Below are 18,418 nucleotides of genomic sequence, written 5' to 3' on the forward strand. Positions count from 1 at the left end.
ATTTTTTCTGAAGCGAACCGTGCGCAATCAGCTCTTCCTTGCGATCTATCTTAATGTGAGTCATTGAAATGTTGAAAATCGTCCACCTGATAACGGGTGCAGCGGCTTTGCTGCTGTCCTTTATTCCCAGCCTGCAATCTGAAGCTTTACCTTACCTACAACATCCTGATGCCCTTTACCTGGCGTTTTTTGGCCTGCTGAACCTGACACTGGCCCCAGTCATTCCATTCTGGAATAAAGGCCCGCGCCATCAACTGCAGAATCTGGTCAGTGCGCTGCTGGTACTGTCCGTTGTCCTGCAGACCCTGACCCTGTTCGGCCTGCTGCTGCCGATTGGTGATCAGCCCGCTGTTCTCCTGGGCCTGACACCTGCTGTTATTGCCGTACTGCTTCATCTTGCTGTCAGCTTCTATAAATCGTCACCTTCGTCGTCCTCGCAAAGCTATGACATGACCAACCGCGATACAGGGACTGTCAAATGGTTCAACACCTCAAAGGGTTTCGGCTTTATCTCCCGAGATTCCGGTGATGATATTTTTGTACACTTCCGCGCCATTCGTGGCGAGGGCCACCGTGTTTTGGTGGAAGGGCAACGTGTCGAGTTCTCGGTCATGAACCGCGACAAGGGCCTGCAGGCCGAAGACGTGATCGCAGCATTGCCGCGCCGCTGATTCAAGCCTGAAAAAAAACCGCGATCAGCCAGGCTGAATCGCGGTTTTTTTATGCCTGCACAAAACAATCAATAGTGCGGTGGCGGAGCCTCTTCTTCAAACGACTCGAACTGCCCGCCCATTTCCTCCTGGCGCTTGAGCAAGGCGGCCATCTGCATCTGCAGACGATCCACGGCGTTCTGCTGGGCCACCAGCACATCATTCAATGCCTGAATGGTGTCATCCTGAAAAGCCACGCGGCTTTCAAGGTCCATCACTCGCGCTTCAAGCGTCACGATCAACCCTCCGAAATAGTAAAACTTGCATCAAGAGCCGATGCCAGCCTGTCCCGGACAGCACGCACCTCTGCCGGCGCATAGGGTTTTGCAGGATGCTTGCCCCAGACAGGCCCTGGCCATGCCACATCAGCCCGGTAACGAACAATCACATGCATGTGCAACTGACTGACGACATTACCCAGGGTGGCAACATTGATTTTATCCGCACCGTACGACTCTTTCAGCACCCGCGCCAAAGCCGTGGTCTCAGCCCACATCCGCTGTTGGTCGGCGTCATCCAATTGAAACAGTTCAGTTATACCCTCGCGTCGCGGCACCAGGATAAACCAGGGGTAATTCGAATCATTGGAAAGCAGCAAGCGGCACAAGGGGAAGTCCCCTATCAGCCAGGTATCCTCTTGAAGACGTGTATCCAAAGCGAACACTGGGAGCTCTCCTGTTTGACCGTTCATTTCAGCACAACCCGGCACCCGGTGACACTCACCGCAGGCCAGACGACAGGAATCAAGGATACCCTTGATTGCGACTGGCATCACGCCTCCAGCCCTGCACGCACCGCAAATGCGGCGCTGCACGCCCAAGCAACAGTGCTCGAACACTTATGCACCAAAACTGCACAAAGCGCATGTTTCAAGCGCGCCAAAACGTCACCTGCCACCCCAGCGGGTGTTAACCGGTAACGCTTAAGGCGTAAATCCGGGACAGGCACCACTCCTTGCAACAAAAAACAACACCCTGAAGGCAGCTTTATCGCCGTTTGACCCAAGCAAGATCAGGCCTCATAGCTCAAAAACGCAGAATCTTAATTATTTTTCATCCAGGCAGGAATTTGAGCACGCTTGTTGCATAGATCATTGACACAGTCGCCAGGCCTGAGCAGGAGCACAGCAACCTGACGATAAATAACAATAGCTAAACAGTAGGAATTTTGAGTTTTCATTGTAGGCAACATGAAATCAATCATATGCCCAACACTGGAAACAGTACTGAATAGATGCTCAAACAAGGCTCTAAGCGGCGCGCTTGCGACATGTGGGGTGCCATTTGCGACATAGCTGTAAAGAAGCTGAAAGGTTATGAGAGCAAGTATCGCCAATATTGCCGGCGTGATATAAGTTTGCGCCGACACAAAAAGAAAGAGCCGCCCAGATAATAATTCAGGTGGGACGGCAGTACTCTTCCTAAAAACCAAAGGAGCAAATCACGATGCGCGTGATGAAGTGGAGCATGATCGCCCTGGCTGTTTCAGCCGGCACTACTCAGTTCGCAATGGCTTCGTCCCAGGACGACGCAAAAGGTTTCGTTGAAGACAGCACGCTGACTTCCAAAACCCGCATGCTGTACATGAACCGCGACTTCCGTAATGGTGCCAGCAACCCAACCAACGGTGGCAAAAGCGGCTACCGCGAAGATTGGGGTCTGAGCGAATTGCTCAACTACCAGTCCGGTTTCACCCAAGGCACCATTGGTGTCGGTGTTGATGCTTTCGCCATGGGTACTGCACGCCTGGATGGCGGTGCCGGTCGCCAGGGCAACGGCCTGTTCGCCAGCAAAAGCGATGGCTCCCCTGAAGATACCCAAGGGAAAATCGGCGGCGCGGTCAAATTCCGCCTGTCCGACACCGAGCTGAAATACGGCAACCAGTTCGTCGCCAGCCCGGTTTTCTCCACCGACGACAGCCGCCTGCTGCCTGAGGTTGCTACCGGCACCCTGATCACCAGCAAGGAAATCAAAGGCCTGGAGCTGACCGCAGGTCGCTTCACCGCACTGAGCTCCCAGACTGGCATGGCCCGTGACAGCATCAACGGCAAAGGCGAGCCAGGCCTGACCGCCGCCAATATTGCCGGCGCAACCTACCAGTTCACTGACAACTTCGTCGGCGGCATTGCCGCATCCGATGTTGATGACTACTTCAAGAAGCAGTACATCAACCTGAACTACACCCTGCCAATCGCAGAGTCTCAAGCCCTGAACTTCGACTTCAACGGCTACAGAACCTCGAGCCAGGGTCAGGAACGCGCCGGCGACGTTGACAACAAAATCTGGAGCCTGGCAGCCGCCTATAGCCTGGGCGCCCACAAGTTCACCATCGCTCACCAGCGCTCCACCGGTGACAGCGCTTACTACTACGGCGTAGATGGCGGCGGTACTATTTTCCTCGCCAACTCCGTGCAATATTCCGACTTCAACCAGCGTGACGAACGCTCCTGGCAGGGTCGCTACGACCTGAACATGGCCAGCTACGGCGTGCCAGGCCTGAGCTTCATGGCTCGCTACGTGAAAGGTGACAACATCTCCACCAGCACGGGCGAAGGCAAAGAGCACGAGTTCGACTTCGAGACCAAATACGTATTGCAGGAAGGCCCGGCCAAAGACCTGTCCTTGCGTCTGCGTAGCGCGGTTTACCGCACCAACGGCAACAACAGCGTGAACGGCACAGACAACAACGACGTACGTATCATTGCCGAGTACCCACTGAACATCTTGTAACCGAGGCCTAAGGGCTCTAGTTGCAAACACACTGTTTAGTGAAAGCCACGCACCTGTCTCAGGGCGTGGCTTTTTATTGGCCGACATAAAACCAAGTTATATAGCAAGCTAACTAACAGAGCCGAATGCAACTAATTATCAGTTATACATATATGTCCGATCATGCATTCGCAGCGGCGACCACAAGCGACAAAAACAATTAAAGGGGCCTTAGCCCCTTTAATTGTTTATCCAGACCTGACTCAATAATCAGGTGCAGTTCCCGGCCTTATTCCGCAGCCACTTCCTGAACCACACGTACTACACGCTGCGGAAAAGGAATATCAATACCTTCAGCCTTTAAGCGGTCACGCGAATGCTCGTTGAGCATAAAGAGTACATCCCAGTAATCCGGGGTGTTGACCCAAACCCGCAGCGACATGGTGATAGCACTGTCGCCCAAGGCAGTCACCACAACGACCGGAGCAGGCTGCTTCAGCACGCGCGGGTCATCGGCCAGCGCCAACAACACTTCACGCACCTTCTGCAGATCAGCTTCGTAGTCCACACCCACATCAAACACCACCTTGCGCGTCGGCTGACGGTTGTAGTTGGTGATGATGCCGTTGGACAGGTTACCGTTTGGCACGATGACGGTTTTGTTGTCACCGGTACGCAGCACCGTGTGGAAAATCTGAATGCTGTCGACAGTCCCGCTTACACCTTGAGCTTCGATCCAGTCACCGATCTTGAACGGGCGGAACAACAGAATCAGTACCCCACCTGCAAAGTTGGCCAGGCTGCCCTGCAATGCCAGGCCAATGGCCAGACCTGCCGCACCGATGGCTGCCACAAACGAGGTGGTCTGAATACCGATCATCGATGCAACACTGACAATCAGCAATATCTTGAGAATGATATTGGCCAGGCTGCTGATAAAGCCCTGCAGCGCAAGATCCGCCTTTCTCAACGCCAGCAACTGACCGATCTTGGTCGTCAGGCGGTTAATCAGCCACCAGCCGACAGCCAGGGTAACCAGTGCCAGCAGCACGCGACTGCCGTACTCCATGATCATCGGAACCCAGGCCTGGGAGGCCTTGATCAATTGATCAACTTCAGTGTTCAAATCCATTTTTATCTCCTCACGCCATTACCAGCCAGCGTCATTTATTCAGCAAAACGATCGAGCCACCCTGGCAGCTCAATCGTTTCTGCAGCGCCCAGGAAAATCGGACGTCAATGATCGCCAGAGGTTCCCCGGGTGGTGATCAGTCGCGGAAGTTGTTGAACTGCAGCGGCATGTCGAACGTTTTGGCACGCAACGCAGCGATGGCTTCTTGCAGGTCATCACGTTTTTTACCCGTGATACGCACTTGCTCGCCCTGAATGGCGGCCTGAACCTTGAGCTTGGCGTCCTTGACGTGAGCGACGATCTTTTTCGCCAGCTCTTTATCAATGCCTTCCTTGAGCACCGCTTCCTGCTTCATCAACTTGCCCGAAGCGTAAGCGTCCTTGACCTCAAGGCACTGAACGTCGATCTTGCGCTTGACCAGTGCCAGCTTGAGGATCTCGATCATGGCTTCGAGCTGGAAGTCGGCTTCAGCGGTCAAGTTGACCGTCAAATCCTTTTCCTTGAACTCGAAAGTACCTTTACCCTTGAGGTCATAACGACGGTCCAGCTCCTTGACGGCGTTCTCAACGGCGTTGGTGACTTCGTGCTTGTCCAGTTCGGATACCACGTCGAACGACGGCATGTAATTTCTCCAATAATAAACGGCGCGCTCAACACAGATGGAGCACGCCTGACCTGACAGTTAAAATGCGCGGGCATTATAGCGGTTCTTCGACTTCATTCACTTGCGAGCTCACATGCCAGATTCGGCCATCCCACAAAATCCCCCAAACGCACCGGCACGGGCTAGCACCACCTGGCACATTCTCGGTGCAGGCAGCATGGGGATGCTGTGGGCAACACGACTGGCACGCGCCGGCCTGCCCGTCACCCTCATTCTGCGCAACGACGACCGCCTGCAAGCCTATAAAGCCGTGCAAAAGTTGACCCTGATTGAAGGCGAAGATTCGCAACACTGGCCCATCAGCGCACAAACCCCTGAAACCGACGAGCCTATCCAGCGCTTGCTGGTCACCTGCAAGGCATACGACGCCGAGCAGGCGGTCAAGCAAATCGCCGGGCGCCTGAGCCCGGGTGCCGAACTGATCCTGTTGCAAAATGGCCTCGGCAGCCAGCAGGCCGTCGCTGCGCAGGTACCCCACGCGCGTTGCATCTTCGCCTCCAGCACTGAAGGCGCCTATCGCGATGGCGACTGGCGCGTAGTGTTTGCCGGGCGTGGCCATACCTGGCTGGGCGACCCACGTCATGGCCCTGCCCCTCAATGGCTGGAAGAGCTTCAACTCAGCGCCATTGCCAATGAATGGAGCCCGAATATTCTGAGCAGGTTGTGGCGCAAACTGGCACTAAACTGTGCGATTAACCCACTGACGGTGCTCCATGATTGCCGCAACGGCGGCTTGCAAGCCCATGATGCCGAAGTGAACACCCTGTGCGCCGAACTCAGCGCCTTGCTGGAACACTGCGGCCAGGCAGAAGCCGCCATCGACCTGGCCACCGAGGTGCACCGGGTCATCCAGGCGACAGCCAACAATTATTCATCGATGCACCAAGATGTCAGCCAGGGCCGGCGCACCGAAATCAGTTACTTGCTGGGCTACGCTTGCACTGCCGCCCGCAACCGACAGTTCGCCGTCCCCTGTCTGCAAGGTCTGCACCAACGCTTGAGCGAACACCTGCGCCAGCGCGGATTGCCCTGCAACTGAGGGCCGCGCTACCCTGCCCTTCTGTTCTTTTATCAAATGGCCATCTCATGCCCTTGCGCCAGCGCCTTGAAAACCTCCCGGTAGGCCAGAAGCTGCTGACCGCCCTGCTCGCCTTGCTGGCCACCGTATTGCTGGTGGCCAACTTGACGTTTATCAGCGTCGCGTACTGGATCTCCCACGAGAGCACGGCTCCGCAAGCCCTGCAAACCCTGGGCAAGCTGACCGCAAACCCCGACCTGATCACCCACGCACTGGACTCGCCGCAAAGCGCCAAAGCCCTGCTCAACGAGATCGGCAGCTACGCCCCCCTGCGTGCTGCCGCAATTTATGACAGCGCGGGCAACCTGCTGGGACAACTGCAACACGGCGAACACCTGCCACTTCCGGAGCACTATCGTCAACTTGAGGCCTGGAGCCTCACCGAACTGCGCAGCCATCAAATCACCCGCCTGCATAACGGCGACCAGCCCCCCGGGCATTTGTTGCTGATCGCCAGCAGCGAACTGCCAATGGCGTTCTATACCGGCACGCTAACGGCCAGCCTGGGCATTCTGATCATCAGCGCTTTGCTCTGGTTCGTGGTGGCGCGGCAGATCAAGCGCCTGATTACCCAGCCTATTCACCGCCTTGAAGAACTGTCCCGCCAGGTCACTCGCGAGGAGAACTACGCATTGCGCGCGGCGCCCGGCAACAACGACGAAATCGGTAGCCTGGCCGAGGCATTCAACACCATGCTGTCGCGCATTGAAGTACGCGATCAAGCGCTCAAGCGCGCACGGGACGAGGCCCGCCAGGCGTACGATCAAGCGCAGTCGCTGGCCGAAGAAACCCGCAACACCAATCGCAAGCTGGAACTGGAAGTCCAGGTACGCAGCAAAATCGAGAAAAAACTTACCGGTTTTCAGAACTACCTCAACTGCATCATCGACTCCATGCCTTCGGCGCTGATTGCACTGGACGAACAGCTCTATGTCACCCAATGGAACCAGGAAGCCAGCGCCCTCTCCGGCACGCAGCTGGATGAAGCCCTGAACAAGCCCATCGAGCTGGCATTTGAACCTCTCAAGCCCTTCCTGCCGCAACTCAAAGACACCATTGAGCACCACCAGGTCGCAAAAATTGAACGCGTCACCTGGAATCAGGGCGAGGAAGCCCGCCACTATGCCCTGACCTTTTACCCCCTGATGGGCGGTGGTGGACGCGGCGTGGTGATCCGCATCGATGACATCACCCAGCGCCTGTCGCTGGAAGACATGATGGTGCAATCGGAAAAAATGCTTTCCGTAGGCGGGCTGGCTGCCGGCATGGCTCACGAAATCAACAATCCGCTGGGAGCGATCCTGCATAACGTACAGAACATTCGCAGGCGCCTGTCGAGCGAGTTGCCCAAGAACATCGAACAAGCCGAGCAGACCGGCATCGACCTGGAGGTGGTCAACCACTACCTGCAGGCCCGGGAAATCCCGCAACTACTGGATGGCATTCAACAGGCCGGTGCACGCGCGGCGAAAATTGTCACCCATATGCTCAGCTTCAGCCGCCGCAGCAACCGGCAGATGAGCCCCTGTGATCTGTCGGCCCTGATTGACCAGGCTCTGGACATCGCCAGCAATGATTTCGACCTGGCCATTGGTTTTGACTTTATGGGACAAGCCATCACTCGCCAGTTCGACCCGCAACTGGGACCGGTGCCCGGCATCCCCAACGAACTGGAGCAGGTGCTGCTCAATTTGCTGAAGAACGCCGCCCAGGCCATTCATCAACGTGCCGATCAGAGCGAGCCGGGACGCATAACCCTGCGCACCAGGCTCAACCCGCCCTGGGCGGAAATACAGGTCGAAGACAACGGTGCCGGTATGCCCGAGGCGGTGCGCAAACGAATTTTCGAGCCCTTCTTCACCACCAAGGAAGTTGGCCAGGGCACAGGGCTTGGCCTGTCCGTGTCGTACTTCATCATTACCAACAACCACAAGGGCCAAATGGAAGTGCACTCAACCCAGGGCCAAGGCACCTGTTTTACCCTGCGCCTGCCCTTGGCCGGCAACCAGCCGGCCTCCCCCGAACCAACCAACGTGGAAATGTAACCATGGGCTTTCGCTTATCGAAAATTTATACCCGCACCGGCGACAAGGGCGAAACAGGGCTTGGCGACGGTCGCCGTGTGCCCAAGGATCACCCGCGCATAGAAGCCATCGGCGAAGTCGATACGCTTAACAGCCAGGTCGGCCTGCTCCTGGCCGGGCTCATCGAGCACAGTGCCAGCCAGCCGGGGCTCAACGAGCTGATCGAGGTGCTTGAGCCGTGTCAGCACCGTTTGTTTGACCTGGGGGGTGAGTTGGCGATGCCGGAATATCAGGCACTTAACGCTGCCGAGATCGAACGGCTTGAAACTGCGATCGATCGCTGGAATGAGGAGCTGGGGCCACTGGAGAACTTCATTCTGCCCGGCGGCTCGAGCCTGATAGCCCAGGCCCATGTTTGCCGCAGCCTGGCACGTAGTGCCGAACGCCGCTGCCAGCAGCTCAATGCATTGGAGCCACTGGCAGGTGTGGGGCTGGCGTATATCAATCGCTTGTCTGACTTGCTGTTTGTCGCCGCGCGCCTGATTGCCAAGCGCCAGGGGGTTGCAGAGATCCTGTGGCAGGCGGCAGCCAAACCAAAGGCTTGATGTCGTTCATTTGTAGTCGCTCTACTCGTCAGCGACTACAGGAAAAACTGAATCTGTGGGAGCGAGCCTGCTCGCGAAGGTCGTTCGCGAGCAGGCTCGCTCCCACAACCAACAGAACGTGCATGCCGTCGCGGGACCCGCAACAGCCTCCGAATCACATCAAACCTGCGGCCAGAACGCCCGAATACCCGCCACGCCCTGGGCACCGATCTGCCACGCCTGCTGGCGATCATCCGGGCCGAGCCCACCCAGCAAAAATACCGGCCTGCTGAAATTGGCGATCAATTGCTGCGCCTGCTCCCAGCCCAGTGGCTGTGCATCAGGGTGGGTCTGCGTCGCCAGCACCGGCGACAGGGTCACGAAGTCCACATCCATCTGTTCAGCCAGCGCCAGCTCCTCGGCGTTATGGCATGAAGCTGCCAGCCAGCGGTCTTTTGGCAATGGCCGACCCTTGGCGGCGTACTTGCGCAATTGCGCGGCCGTCAGATGCCAGCCGGCCGAAGGAAAATCCCCCAACCACTCCAACGGCCCCTTGAGCATCAATTGCGCCTTGCCGGCACACAAGCCGGTCGCGTCCACCGCTAGGTCGCGGTACTTGGGGTCGTACCCATTGGGGGCACGCAACGAAATCAGCCTGATCCCGCCTGCAATCGCCTTCTGGATACCGCGCAACAGCTCAGGGGTCTCCAGCTCATCCGGTGTGATCAGGTACTGATCGGGCAAGCGGGCAGCGGCCACAATGGGCTGATTGGCGTCAGGGAACCTGTAGTCCACCAACTCGCGCTGACTGACCCAAGCCAGTGGCTGACCTTCTACGCCATGAGGTTCGCCGGAAAACGCCGAAACTTCCCATACATCCAGCAGAACCTGCTTATCCGGATAGTCATGCTGAACCTTGATCAGGGGCCGGGCCACCTCGACCGTAATGCCCAACTCTTCTTTCAGCTCGCGCGCCAGTGCAGCTTCGACCGATTCCCCGGCCTCGACCTTGCCGCCGGGAAATTCCCACAGACCGCCCTGATGCTGAGTGTCAGCGCGACGAGCGATCAGAATGCTGCCGTCTGTGCCTCGGATAACGGCCGCAGCCACATGAACTCGTTTCACCCTTGTACTTCCTCTAATCCGGCCTGTTGCCAGGCTTTGAACGCAGGCCATTGATAAATGGCGTCGATATACGCTTGATCTTCTGCTGACAGCTCCACGCGATAAGTGCGAAGGCGCACAGCCACCGGCGCGAAAAACGCATCAGCCACACTCAACCGCCCGAACAGGTACGGCCCGCGTTCGCTGGCCACAGCACGGCACTCTGCCCACAAGGCAATGATGCGCTCGATGTCGGCCTGAGCCTCGGCCGGCATGGGTACCAGCGCCTGATCATGGCTCAAATCAAATGGCAGATTGCCCCGCAACGCAAAAAAGCCGCTGTGCATTTGTGCACAGGCCGATCGGGCCTGGGCCCGTGCCTTGATATCTGCAGGCCATAACTGGGCCGCAGGGAAACGCTCATTCAGATATTCGGCAATCGCCAGCGAGTCAGCGATGGTGCCATGTTCGGTCTTGAGCAACGGTACTTTACCCGCTGCCGAGTGTTGCAGAATCAGTGCCCGGGTATCCGGCTGACCCAGTTTTATCAGTGTCTCGGTGTAGGCAGCACCCGCCAGATCCAGCGCCAGTGCGCCACGCAGGGACCACGAAGAGTGCAACTTGTCGCCAATGATCAGGTGGAAGCTCATACACAGACACCTTGAGAATTAGGGGGTAAATCTGATGCCCTCAAGGCATCACGGTGCTGCCCGCGCAGGATCGGCTGACAACCCCGTGATGTCGAGACGACTTAGGTACGGTACTCGGCGTTGATTTTCACGTATTCGTGGGACAGGTCAGTGGTCCAGATAGTCTCGCTGCAGGTACCACGACCCAATTCGATGCGGATGGTGATTTCTTCGCGAGCCATCACTGCCGAGCCCTGCTCTTCGGTGTAAGTGGCCGAACGGGCGCCGCCGCTGGCAATGCACACTTCACCCAGGAACACGTCAATCTTGCTGACGTCCAGATCCGGCACGCCTGCGCGGCCCACTGCAGCCAGAATGCGGCCCCAGTTCGGGTCCGAGGCAAACAGCGCGGTCTTGATCAGCGGCGAGTGTGCAACGGTGTACCCCACGTCCAGGCACTCCTGGTGATTGGCGCCGCCATTTACTTCAACGGTGACAAACTTGGTCGCACCCTCACCGTCACGCACGATGGCCTGCGCCACCTCCATGCAGACTTCCAGCACCGCCCGTTTCAACGCGGCAAACAGCGGGCCGCTGGCTTCTGTAATTTCAGGCAGGGCAGCCTTGCCGGTGGCAATCAGCATGCAGCAGTCGTTGGTCGAAGTATCGCCATCGATAGTGATGCGGTTGAACGACTTGTTCGCACCGTCGAGCAGCAGGTTTTGCAACACGTCGCGGGCAACTTTGGCGTCGGTGGCGATGTAGCCCAGCATGGTGGCCATATTTGGACGAATCATGCCCGCACCCTTGCTGATACCGGTCACGGTGATGGTTACGCCTTCATGCTCGAACTGACGGCTGGCACCCTTTGGCAGGGTGTCGGTGGTCATGATGCCGGTTGCAGCCTCGGCCCAGTTGTTCTCGGACAAATCGTCCAGCGCGGCTTGCAATGCGCCTTCGATCTTCTCGACAGGCAGTGGCTCGCCGATCACCCCGGTGGAATACGGCAGCACGGCACTGGCATCAACGCCGGTCAGTTCAGCCAGCCTGGCGCAGGTCCGGGTTGCAGCGATCAGCCCCGGCTCACCGGTACCGGCGTTGGCATTGCCCGTGTTGGTCAGCAAATAGCGAACCGGGCCTTGCACACGTTGTTTGGCCAGAATCACAGGGGCCGCGCAAAACGCATTCAGGGTGAAAACACCCGCCACGCTGGAGCCTTCGGCGCAGCGCATAACCACCACGTCCTTGCGCCCTGCGCGCTTGATACCGGCAGAAGCGATACCCAGTTCAAAACCGGCCACCGGGTGCAAAACAGGCAAAGGACCAAGACCAACAGCCATGACGCGCTCCTAAAAAGTTCTGTGCGCCGCCGCAAAAGGACGGGAATTCAATGGTAAAACGCCGCGACGGCTAATGCCGGTCGCGGCGCAGGTGTTTCAGCAGGTGAAGCGGGCTTTAGTTGATTTGCCCGTGACAGTGCTTGTATTTCTTGCCCGAGCCGCAGTGGCACAGCTCGTTGCGACCCAGCTTCTGCTCGCTACGAACAGGCTCGGTTGCCGCCACAACATCTTCGACGTCAGCACCTTGCAGCACCTGGGCCATTGCCTCCGGCTGGTCAAGGCCCGGCGCTTCAGCATGCTGGAACTGCATGCGCGAAGCCAGGTCTTCAGCTTCCTGGCGCAGGCGCGCCTCCTCTTCGACCGGGTCTTCACGACGAACCTGTACGTGGGACAACACACGGATCGAGTCGCGTTTGATCGAATCAAGCAGCTCGGAGAACAGGTTGAACGACTCGCGCTTGTACTCCTGCTTCGGGTTCTTCTGCGCATAACCGCGCAAGTGGATACCGTGGCGCAGGTGGTCCATGGTCGACAGGTGGTCTTTCCACAGGTCATCCAGAACGCGCAGCACAATCTGCTTCTCGAACGTGCGCAGTGCTTCAGCACCGGCCTGCTCTTCTTTCTCGTTGTAAGCTGCAATCAATTCAGCCAGCAGCTTCTCACGCAGGGTTTCTTCGTACAGGTGATCATCTTCGTCGAGCCATTGCTGGATCGGCAGTTTCACCCCGAAGCCGCTTTCGATGGCCGCTTCCAGACCTTTGACGTCCCACTGTTCCGGCAACGATTGTGGCGGGATATGAGCGCTTACGGTGCTGTCCAGTACATCCTTGCGGAAGTCGGCGATGGTCTCACCGATGTTGTCGGCTGCCAGCAACGTGTTACGCATGTGATAAATCACTTTACGCTGTTCGTTGTTGACGTCATCGAACTCCAGCAATTGCTTGCGGATATCGAAGTTGCGACCTTCAACCTTGCGCTGGGCCTTCTCGATCGCGTTGGTCACCATGCGGTGCTCAATCGCTTCGCCGGACTGCATGCCCAGGGCCTTCATGAAGTTCTTCACCCGATCAGAGGCGAAGATACGCATCAGGCTGTCTTCCAGCGACAGGTAGAAACGGCTGGAACCGGTGTCACCCTGACGGCCGGCACGGCCACGCAGCTGGTTGTCGATACGGCGCGATTCGTGACGCTCGGAAGCGATCACATGCAGGCCACCCGACTCCAGCACCTGCTGGTGACGTTTTTGCCAGTCGGCCTTGATCTGCGCGATCTGCTCAGGTGTCGGGTTTTCCAGGGAGGCTACTTCCACTTCCCAGTTGCCGCCCAACAGGATGTCGGTACCACGACCGGCCATGTTGGTTGCAATGGTCAACGCGCCCGGACGACCGGCCTGTGCAATGATTTCTGCTTCTTTTTCGTGGAACTTGGCGTTCAGAACCTTGTGCTCGATGCCTTCCTTCTTCAGAAGGTTGGACATGTGCTCGGAGGTTTCGATGGTTGCCGTACCCACCAGCACCGGACGACCCTTGGCCATGCAGTCCTTGATGTCGGCCACGATCGCCGCGTACTTCTCGTCCGCGGTGAGGAACACCAGGTCGTTGTAGTCTTTACGCGCCAGCGGCTTGTTCGGCGGGATGACCATTACCGACAGACCGTAGATCTGGTGGAATTCAAACGCTTCGGTGTCTGCTGTACCGGTCATGCCCGACAGCTTGTTGTACAGGCGGAAGTAGTTCTGGAAGGTGGTCGAGGCCAGGGTCTGGCTCTCTGCCTGGATATTCAGGCCTTCCTTCGCTTCGATCGCCTGGTGCAGGCCTTCGGACAGACGACGACCCGGCATGGTACGCCCAGTGTGTTCGTCGACCAGCAATACCTGACCGTCTTCAACGATGTATTCAACGTTGCGATGGAACAGCTTGTGGGCGCGCAGTGCAGCGTACACGTGGGTCAACAGGCCCAGGTTGTGCGCCGAGTACAGGCTTTCGCCTTCGGCGAGCAGGCCGATCTGGGTCAGCATGTCTTCAACGAACTGGTGACCGGCTTCGTTCAGCTCAACCTGGCGGGTCTTTTCATCGATGGTGAAATGGCCAGCCTTGGTGACTTCGCCTTCCACTTCCTCGATGTGTTGCTCAAGGCGCGGGATCAGCTTGTTGATTTCAATGTACAGCTTGGAGCTGTCTTCAGCCTGACCGGAGATGATCAGCGGAGTACGGGCTTCATCGATAAGGATGGAGTCGACTTCGTCGATTACGGCGAAATTAAGCTCGCGCTGGAATTTTTCTTCCATGCTGAAAGCCATGTTGTCACGCAGGTAATCGAAACCGAACTCGTTGTTGGTGCCGTAAGTGATATCGGCAGCATAGGCTTCGCGCTTTTCCTGAGGTGGCTGGAACGGTGTCACGACACCGACCGTCAGGCCCAGGAACTCGTAGAGCGGGCGCATCCAGTTGGCATCCCGGCGAGCCAGGTAGTCGTTCACGGTTACCACGTGAACGCCCTTGCCCGACAATGCGTTGAGGTAAACGCCCAGGGTTGCTACCAAGGTCTTGCCTTCACCCGTACGCATTTCTGCGATCATGCCTTCATGCAAGGTCATGCCGCCGATCAGCTGTACATCGAAGTGACGCATGCCCATGACACGCTTGCCGGCTTCACGGCAGACCGCAAAGGCTTCTGGCAGCAGTTGGTCGAGGGTCTCACCTTTGGCTATGCGGGCCTTGAACTCTTCGGTCTTGGCGCGCAATTGCTCATCGGTCAGGGCAACCATCTGCTCTTCGAAGGAATTGACGACCTGTACTGTCTTGAGCATGCGTTTAACTTCGCGCTCGTTCTTGCTTCCAAAAAGTTTCTTTAACAAAGGCGCAAACATATCGGCAGGATCTTCCACACATAGGGATGGAGGGCGGCCCCGAGAGTCGCCCGAGCAGCCCTGATGGCCGCATGCGAACGAGCATTCTACCCGGAAACGGCGGTGAGGAAAGTGGCGTTATTCCACGATACTGGTACTGCGTTGTGAAGGGGCCTCCCTAAAATAAGGGCTTTTTGCTGAACTTCAACCCGTTTGCACAAGAAGTTACTCATTGATTTCATAAATAAATTCAGATTTACCTTAGCCCGGACCAGTGAGAGGCAGGCATCTGCTAAGATTGCAGCTCTGTTTTATCAGGTGTTTGAACATGGCATTTCGCCCACATCCAGCACGGGCACCCTCCGTCCTGCTCCGCGAGGCCAAGCCCCTAAAAGCTATTTTCGGCCATGCCAAGCGCCTGGCACACCTGCAACGCCTGCTTGAAAGCCAGCTTCAGCCCGCCGCGAGGGAGCATTGTCACGTTGCCTCATGGCGTGAAGGGAGTTTGTTGCTGATCGTGACCGACGGCCATTGGGCCACTCGCCTGCGCTATCAGCAAAAGCGCCTGCTGCGCCAACTGCAGGCATTCGACGAGTTCGCCAGCCTGACCCGCATTTTGTTCAAGGTGCAGCCGCCCACGGTACAGGCCAAGGTCGCGGGGCATACGCTGGATTTGTCCGTCGATGCCGCCCAGACCATCCAGGCAACGGCCGATGGCATTACCGACCCGGCCTTGCGCGCGGCCCTTGAACGCCTGGCCAGCCACGCGCGGCCAAAACCCGACTGATCCTCCTGATCAAGCCCCATTGTGGGAGCGAGCCTGCTCGCTCCCACAGTTGCAGTCTTGTTATTTATTTGCGCTTGCTGTTACCCAGTAACGACCCCAACAGCCCGCGCACCAGCTGACGGCCCATCTGACCCGCCGCCTGACGCGCCATCGACTGCAAGGCCTTGCCTGCTGTCGTGCCCAAAAAGTCTCCCGCCTGATCAAGAAACCCCGGCTCGTGCTGTGCAGCCTGTGTCTGCGCCTGATCTTGCGGCGCCACGCCTTTGCGGGCCATGAGGATTTCATAAGCCGACTCTCGATCAACGGGCTTGTCATAACGCCCCTGCAGCGCTGAACGGCTGATCAATGCAGCCCTTTCGGCCTCCGTCAGCGGGCCTATACGCGATTGCGGTGGCGCAATCAGCACCCGCTGAACCATCGCCGGCGTGCCTTTTTCCTCAAGCATGCCCACCAGAGCCTCCCCCGTGCCCAGCTCCGTCAGTACGGCCAGCGCGCTGAATGCCGGATTGGGGCGAAAGCCGTCTGCCACAGCTTTCAGGGATTTCTGCTCTTTGGCCGTAAAGGCCCTCAGCCCGTGCTGGATACGCAACCCCAACTGTGCCAGCACCGTATCGGGCAAGTCCGCCGGTGATTGAGTGACGAAATACACCCCTACACCCTTGGAACGAATCAACCTGACCACTTGTTCCAGCCGGTCCTGCAATGCTTTTGGCGTACCGGCAAACAACAGATGCGCTTCGTCGAAAAACAGCGCCAGTAAAGGCTTGTCTGCATCGCCGCGCTCGGGCAACTGTTCGAAAAGCTCCGCCAGCAACCACAACAGAAACGTTGCGTAGACCTTGGGCGCTTCATGCACCAGGCGGCTGGCATCGAGCAGATGGATCTGCCCGCGCCCGTCGCTGGCGGGCTGCAAAATATCGTCGAGCTGAAGTGCCGGCTCACCAAACAGGGCTTCTGCACCCTGCTGCTCAAGGGTTGCCAGACGGCGCAACAACGCCTGGCTGGAGCCCGTGGTCATCAGGGCCGCGTCATCGCCAAGCACTTGTGGGTTGTCACGCAGGTGATTGAGCAGTGCCTTGAGGTCTTTAAGGTCAAGCAGCAACAACCCTTCCCGATCCGCCACCTTGAAGGCGGCATAGAGGGCCGACTGCTGGCTGTCGGTCAGCTCCAGCAGGCTGCCCAGCAGCAACGGCCCCATGTCACTCAGGGTCGTGCGCAATGGGTGACCCGTCTTGCCCTGGATATCCCACAAAGTAACCGGATAGGCCTTGGGCTGGTAATTGAGCCAGGGCATTCCCGCGATCCGTTCGGCAATCTTGCCCTGGGGATTGCCGGCCGCACCCAGGCCGCACAAGTCACCCTTGATGTCGGCGGCGAAGACGGCCACCCCGGCATCACTGAACTGTTCAGCCAGCCGCTGAAGCGTAACGGTTTTACCCGTGCCCGTGGCTCCCGCCACTAAACCGTGGCGATTGGCCAGGCGCAAGGACTGCGCGATGGGCTGAGCCGAAAGGTCAGCGCCGATTACTAGAGCAGAAGAGTCAGGCATTTTGCCACCTTTGATTAATCTTTAGCGATCGCGGGTCGATACACACTGAATGCTAGACCACATAAAACCGGATTTAGCGTGGTAAAGCGGCTTGATCAACAGCCAACTTGCCCTGTTCAGGCAGTGCTGTGTAGAGCGCGCGTTTTACCAGAGTGTATGTCGCACACTTTTAGACCTTAGCGGACCCTTCAAGCCATGAATAAAAACCTGCGTTTCAGTCATAAAATCCTGCTTGCCGCGTCCCTGATCGTAATAGCCGCCTTTTCGCTATTTACGCTGTATAACGACTACTTGCAACGCAACGCCATCCGCAACAACCTGGACAACTACCTGCACGAGATGGGCAGTGTCACGGCCAATAACATTCAGACCTGGCTCGGTGGCCGGATCCTGCTGGCGCAAAACCTCGCTGAATCCATCGCCCTGACTCCAGAGCCCGCCCAGGTGGCCAGCCTGCTGGAACAAAAAACCCTGAGCAGTACCTTTATGTCGGTTTATTTTGGTGACAGCCAAGGCGGATTTACCATTCGCCCTGACAGCAAGATGCCTGACGGCTACGACCCGCGCACCCGGCCCTGGTACAAGGATGCGTTCAACAGCAGCAGCTCCAGCCTGACCAAACCCTATATAGATGCTGCCACCGGACAGATGGTCATTACCATCGCGGCCCCGGTAAAAAAGGGCTCTCAAACCCTGGGTGTGGTCGGCGCCGACATGACCCTGCAAGCCATCACCGACAGCATCAACGCGCTGAATTTCAACGGCATGGGTTACGCCTTTCTGATCAATGCCGACGGCGAAATCCTGGTGCACCCGGACAAGAGCCTGGCCACCAGGAACCTGAAGGACATCTATCCGCAGGACACTCCCGCGATCACCACTGCGTTCAGCGAGATCCAGGCCAATGGCAAAACCCGGATCGTAAGCTTCACCCCGATCAAAGGGCTGGGCTCAGCCAACTGGTACATCGGCCTGTCGGTTGACAAGCAGCAGGCTTTCGCAGCGCTCAGTGAGTTCCGTACTTCGGCAATCATTGCCACGGTTATCGCCGTGGTTTCGATCATCGCCCTGCTCGGCCTGTTGATTCGCCTGCTGATGCAACCGCTGCACGTGATGACCCGCGCCATGCAGAATATTGCCGAAGGCGAAGGCGACCTGACGCGCCGCCTGATGGTGGAGTCCCAGGATGAATTCGGTACCCTGGGCAGCGCATTCAACCGTTTTGTCGAGCGCATTCACGCTTCCATCAGCGAAGTGGCCT

15 protein-coding genes and 1 pseudogene are annotated in these 18,418 nt (G+C 57.6%); 7 read left to right on the forward strand and 9 right to left on the reverse strand.

All coding sequences use genetic code 11. The features are described from left to right. Positions 1–68: 68 nt before the first annotated feature. The gene (locus tag GHN92_RS24350; protein WP_095001779.1) at positions 69–671 is read left to right on the forward strand and encodes a cold-shock protein; all 603 of its coding nucleotides are present in this window, start codon (positions 69–71) and stop codon (positions 669–671) included. A 68-nt stretch (positions 672–739) separates the two neighbouring features. Here GHN92_RS24350 and GHN92_RS19785 read toward each other — a convergent pair whose 3' ends face one another. Both GHN92_RS19785 and GHN92_RS19790 read right to left on the reverse strand, forming a co-directional pair. Then, the gene (locus tag GHN92_RS19785; protein WP_095001780.1) at positions 740–946 is read right to left on the reverse strand and encodes a SlyX family protein; all 207 of its coding nucleotides are present in this window, start codon (positions 944–946) and stop codon (positions 740–742) included. A gap of 2 nt (positions 947–948) precedes the next feature. Beyond that, complete coding sequence (locus GHN92_RS19790) at positions 949–1,374, reverse strand: HIT domain-containing protein (RefSeq protein WP_095001781.1); 426 nt, start codon at positions 1,372–1,374, stop codon at positions 949–951. A gap of 781 nt (positions 1,375–2,155) precedes the next feature. Between GHN92_RS19790 and GHN92_RS19795 the strand changes: the two genes are divergently transcribed. Then, positions 2,156–3,439 (forward strand): OprD family porin, encoded by a 1,284-nt coding sequence (locus tag GHN92_RS19795; RefSeq protein ID WP_153380894.1) that lies wholly within the window; start codon positions 2,156–2,158, stop codon positions 3,437–3,439. A 268-nt stretch (positions 3,440–3,707) separates the two neighbouring features. Here GHN92_RS19795 and GHN92_RS19800 read toward each other — a convergent pair whose 3' ends face one another. Together GHN92_RS19800 and GHN92_RS19805 are read right to left on the reverse strand one after the other, a co-directional pair. Further along, positions 3,708–4,550, reverse strand: coding sequence for a mechanosensitive ion channel family protein (locus GHN92_RS19800; RefSeq protein ID WP_130872086.1), 843 nt, complete (start codon positions 4,548–4,550; stop codon positions 3,708–3,710). 136 nt (positions 4,551–4,686) lie between these two features. After that, positions 4,687–5,172 (reverse strand): YajQ family cyclic di-GMP-binding protein, encoded by a 486-nt coding sequence (locus GHN92_RS19805; protein ID WP_007906601.1) that lies wholly within the window; start codon positions 5,170–5,172, stop codon positions 4,687–4,689. A 205-nt stretch (positions 5,173–5,377) separates the two neighbouring features. Here GHN92_RS19805 and GHN92_RS19810 point away from each other — a divergent pair, with 205 nt between their 5' ends. From GHN92_RS19810 to GHN92_RS19820, 3 genes are read left to right on the forward strand one after another with little or no spacing between them, the layout of a single operon-like run. After that, positions 5,378–6,253 (forward strand): putative 2-dehydropantoate 2-reductase, encoded by an 876-nt coding sequence (locus GHN92_RS19810; protein ID WP_372239755.1) that lies wholly within the window; start codon positions 5,378–5,380, stop codon positions 6,251–6,253. A gap of 47 nt (positions 6,254–6,300) precedes the next feature. Continuing rightward, positions 6,301–8,337 (forward strand): ATP-binding protein, encoded by a 2,037-nt coding sequence (locus GHN92_RS19815; protein ID WP_095001785.1) that lies wholly within the window; start codon positions 6,301–6,303, stop codon positions 8,335–8,337. A 2-nt stretch (positions 8,338–8,339) separates the two neighbouring features. Further along, complete coding sequence (locus GHN92_RS19820) at positions 8,340–8,921, forward strand: cob(I)yrinic acid a,c-diamide adenosyltransferase (RefSeq protein ID WP_095001786.1); 582 nt, start codon at positions 8,340–8,342, stop codon at positions 8,919–8,921. 159 nt (positions 8,922–9,080) lie between these two features. Here the strand turns inward: GHN92_RS19820 and GHN92_RS19825 are convergent, their stop codons facing one another. The 4 genes from GHN92_RS19825 to secA all read right to left on the reverse strand — a co-directional run bounded on the left by GHN92_RS19825 (position 9,081) and on the right by secA (position 14,842). Continuing rightward, positions 9,081–10,025 carry a Nudix family hydrolase gene (locus tag GHN92_RS19825; RefSeq protein ID WP_095021329.1) on the reverse strand — a complete coding sequence of 315 codons (945 nt, stop codon included), beginning with the start codon at positions 10,023–10,025 and terminating at the stop codon, positions 9,081–9,083. Further along, positions 10,022–10,654 carry a glutathione S-transferase gene (locus GHN92_RS19830; protein WP_138738474.1) on the reverse strand — a complete coding sequence of 211 codons (633 nt, stop codon included), beginning with the start codon at positions 10,652–10,654 and terminating at the stop codon, positions 10,022–10,024. The genes GHN92_RS19825 and GHN92_RS19830 overlap by 4 nt, the downstream gene beginning before the upstream one ends. A 101-nt stretch (positions 10,655–10,755) precedes the next feature. Next, on the reverse strand, positions 10,756–11,973 hold the full coding sequence (gene argJ / locus GHN92_RS19835) for a bifunctional glutamate N-acetyltransferase/amino-acid acetyltransferase ArgJ (protein ID WP_095001789.1): 1,218 nt from the start codon (positions 11,971–11,973) through the stop codon (positions 10,756–10,758). A gap of 115 nt (positions 11,974–12,088) precedes the next feature. Further along, complete coding sequence (gene secA, locus GHN92_RS19840) at positions 12,089–14,842, reverse strand: preprotein translocase subunit SecA (RefSeq protein ID WP_095001790.1); 2,754 nt, start codon at positions 14,840–14,842, stop codon at positions 12,089–12,091. Positions 14,843–15,149: 307 nt separating this feature from the next. Here secA and GHN92_RS19845 point away from each other — a divergent pair, with 307 nt between their 5' ends. Further along, positions 15,150–15,608 carry a DUF721 domain-containing protein gene (locus GHN92_RS19845; protein WP_095001791.1) on the forward strand — a complete coding sequence of 153 codons (459 nt, stop codon included), beginning with the start codon at positions 15,150–15,152 and terminating at the stop codon, positions 15,606–15,608. Between the two features lie 64 nt (positions 15,609–15,672). On the opposite strand, the gene GHN92_RS19850 is transcribed toward GHN92_RS19845, so the two are convergent. Then, entirely contained in the window at positions 15,673–17,157 is a 1,485-nt protein-coding gene (locus GHN92_RS19850; protein ID WP_095022951.1) for a helicase HerA-like domain-containing protein, read from the reverse strand. 195 nt (positions 17,158–17,352) lie between these two features. On the opposite strand from GHN92_RS19850, the pseudogene GHN92_RS24470 reads away from it, so the two are divergent. Then, positions 17,353–18,387 (forward strand): annotated as a pseudogene (locus tag GHN92_RS24470) (cache domain-containing protein); the annotation flags it as partial. Between the last annotated feature and the right edge of the window lie 31 nt (positions 18,388–18,418).

It is taken from the genome of Pseudomonas sp. FSL R10-2964 (assembly GCF_009600035.1).
Classification (GTDB): domain Bacteria; phylum Pseudomonadota; class Gammaproteobacteria; order Pseudomonadales; family Pseudomonadaceae; genus Aquipseudomonas; species Aquipseudomonas bubulae.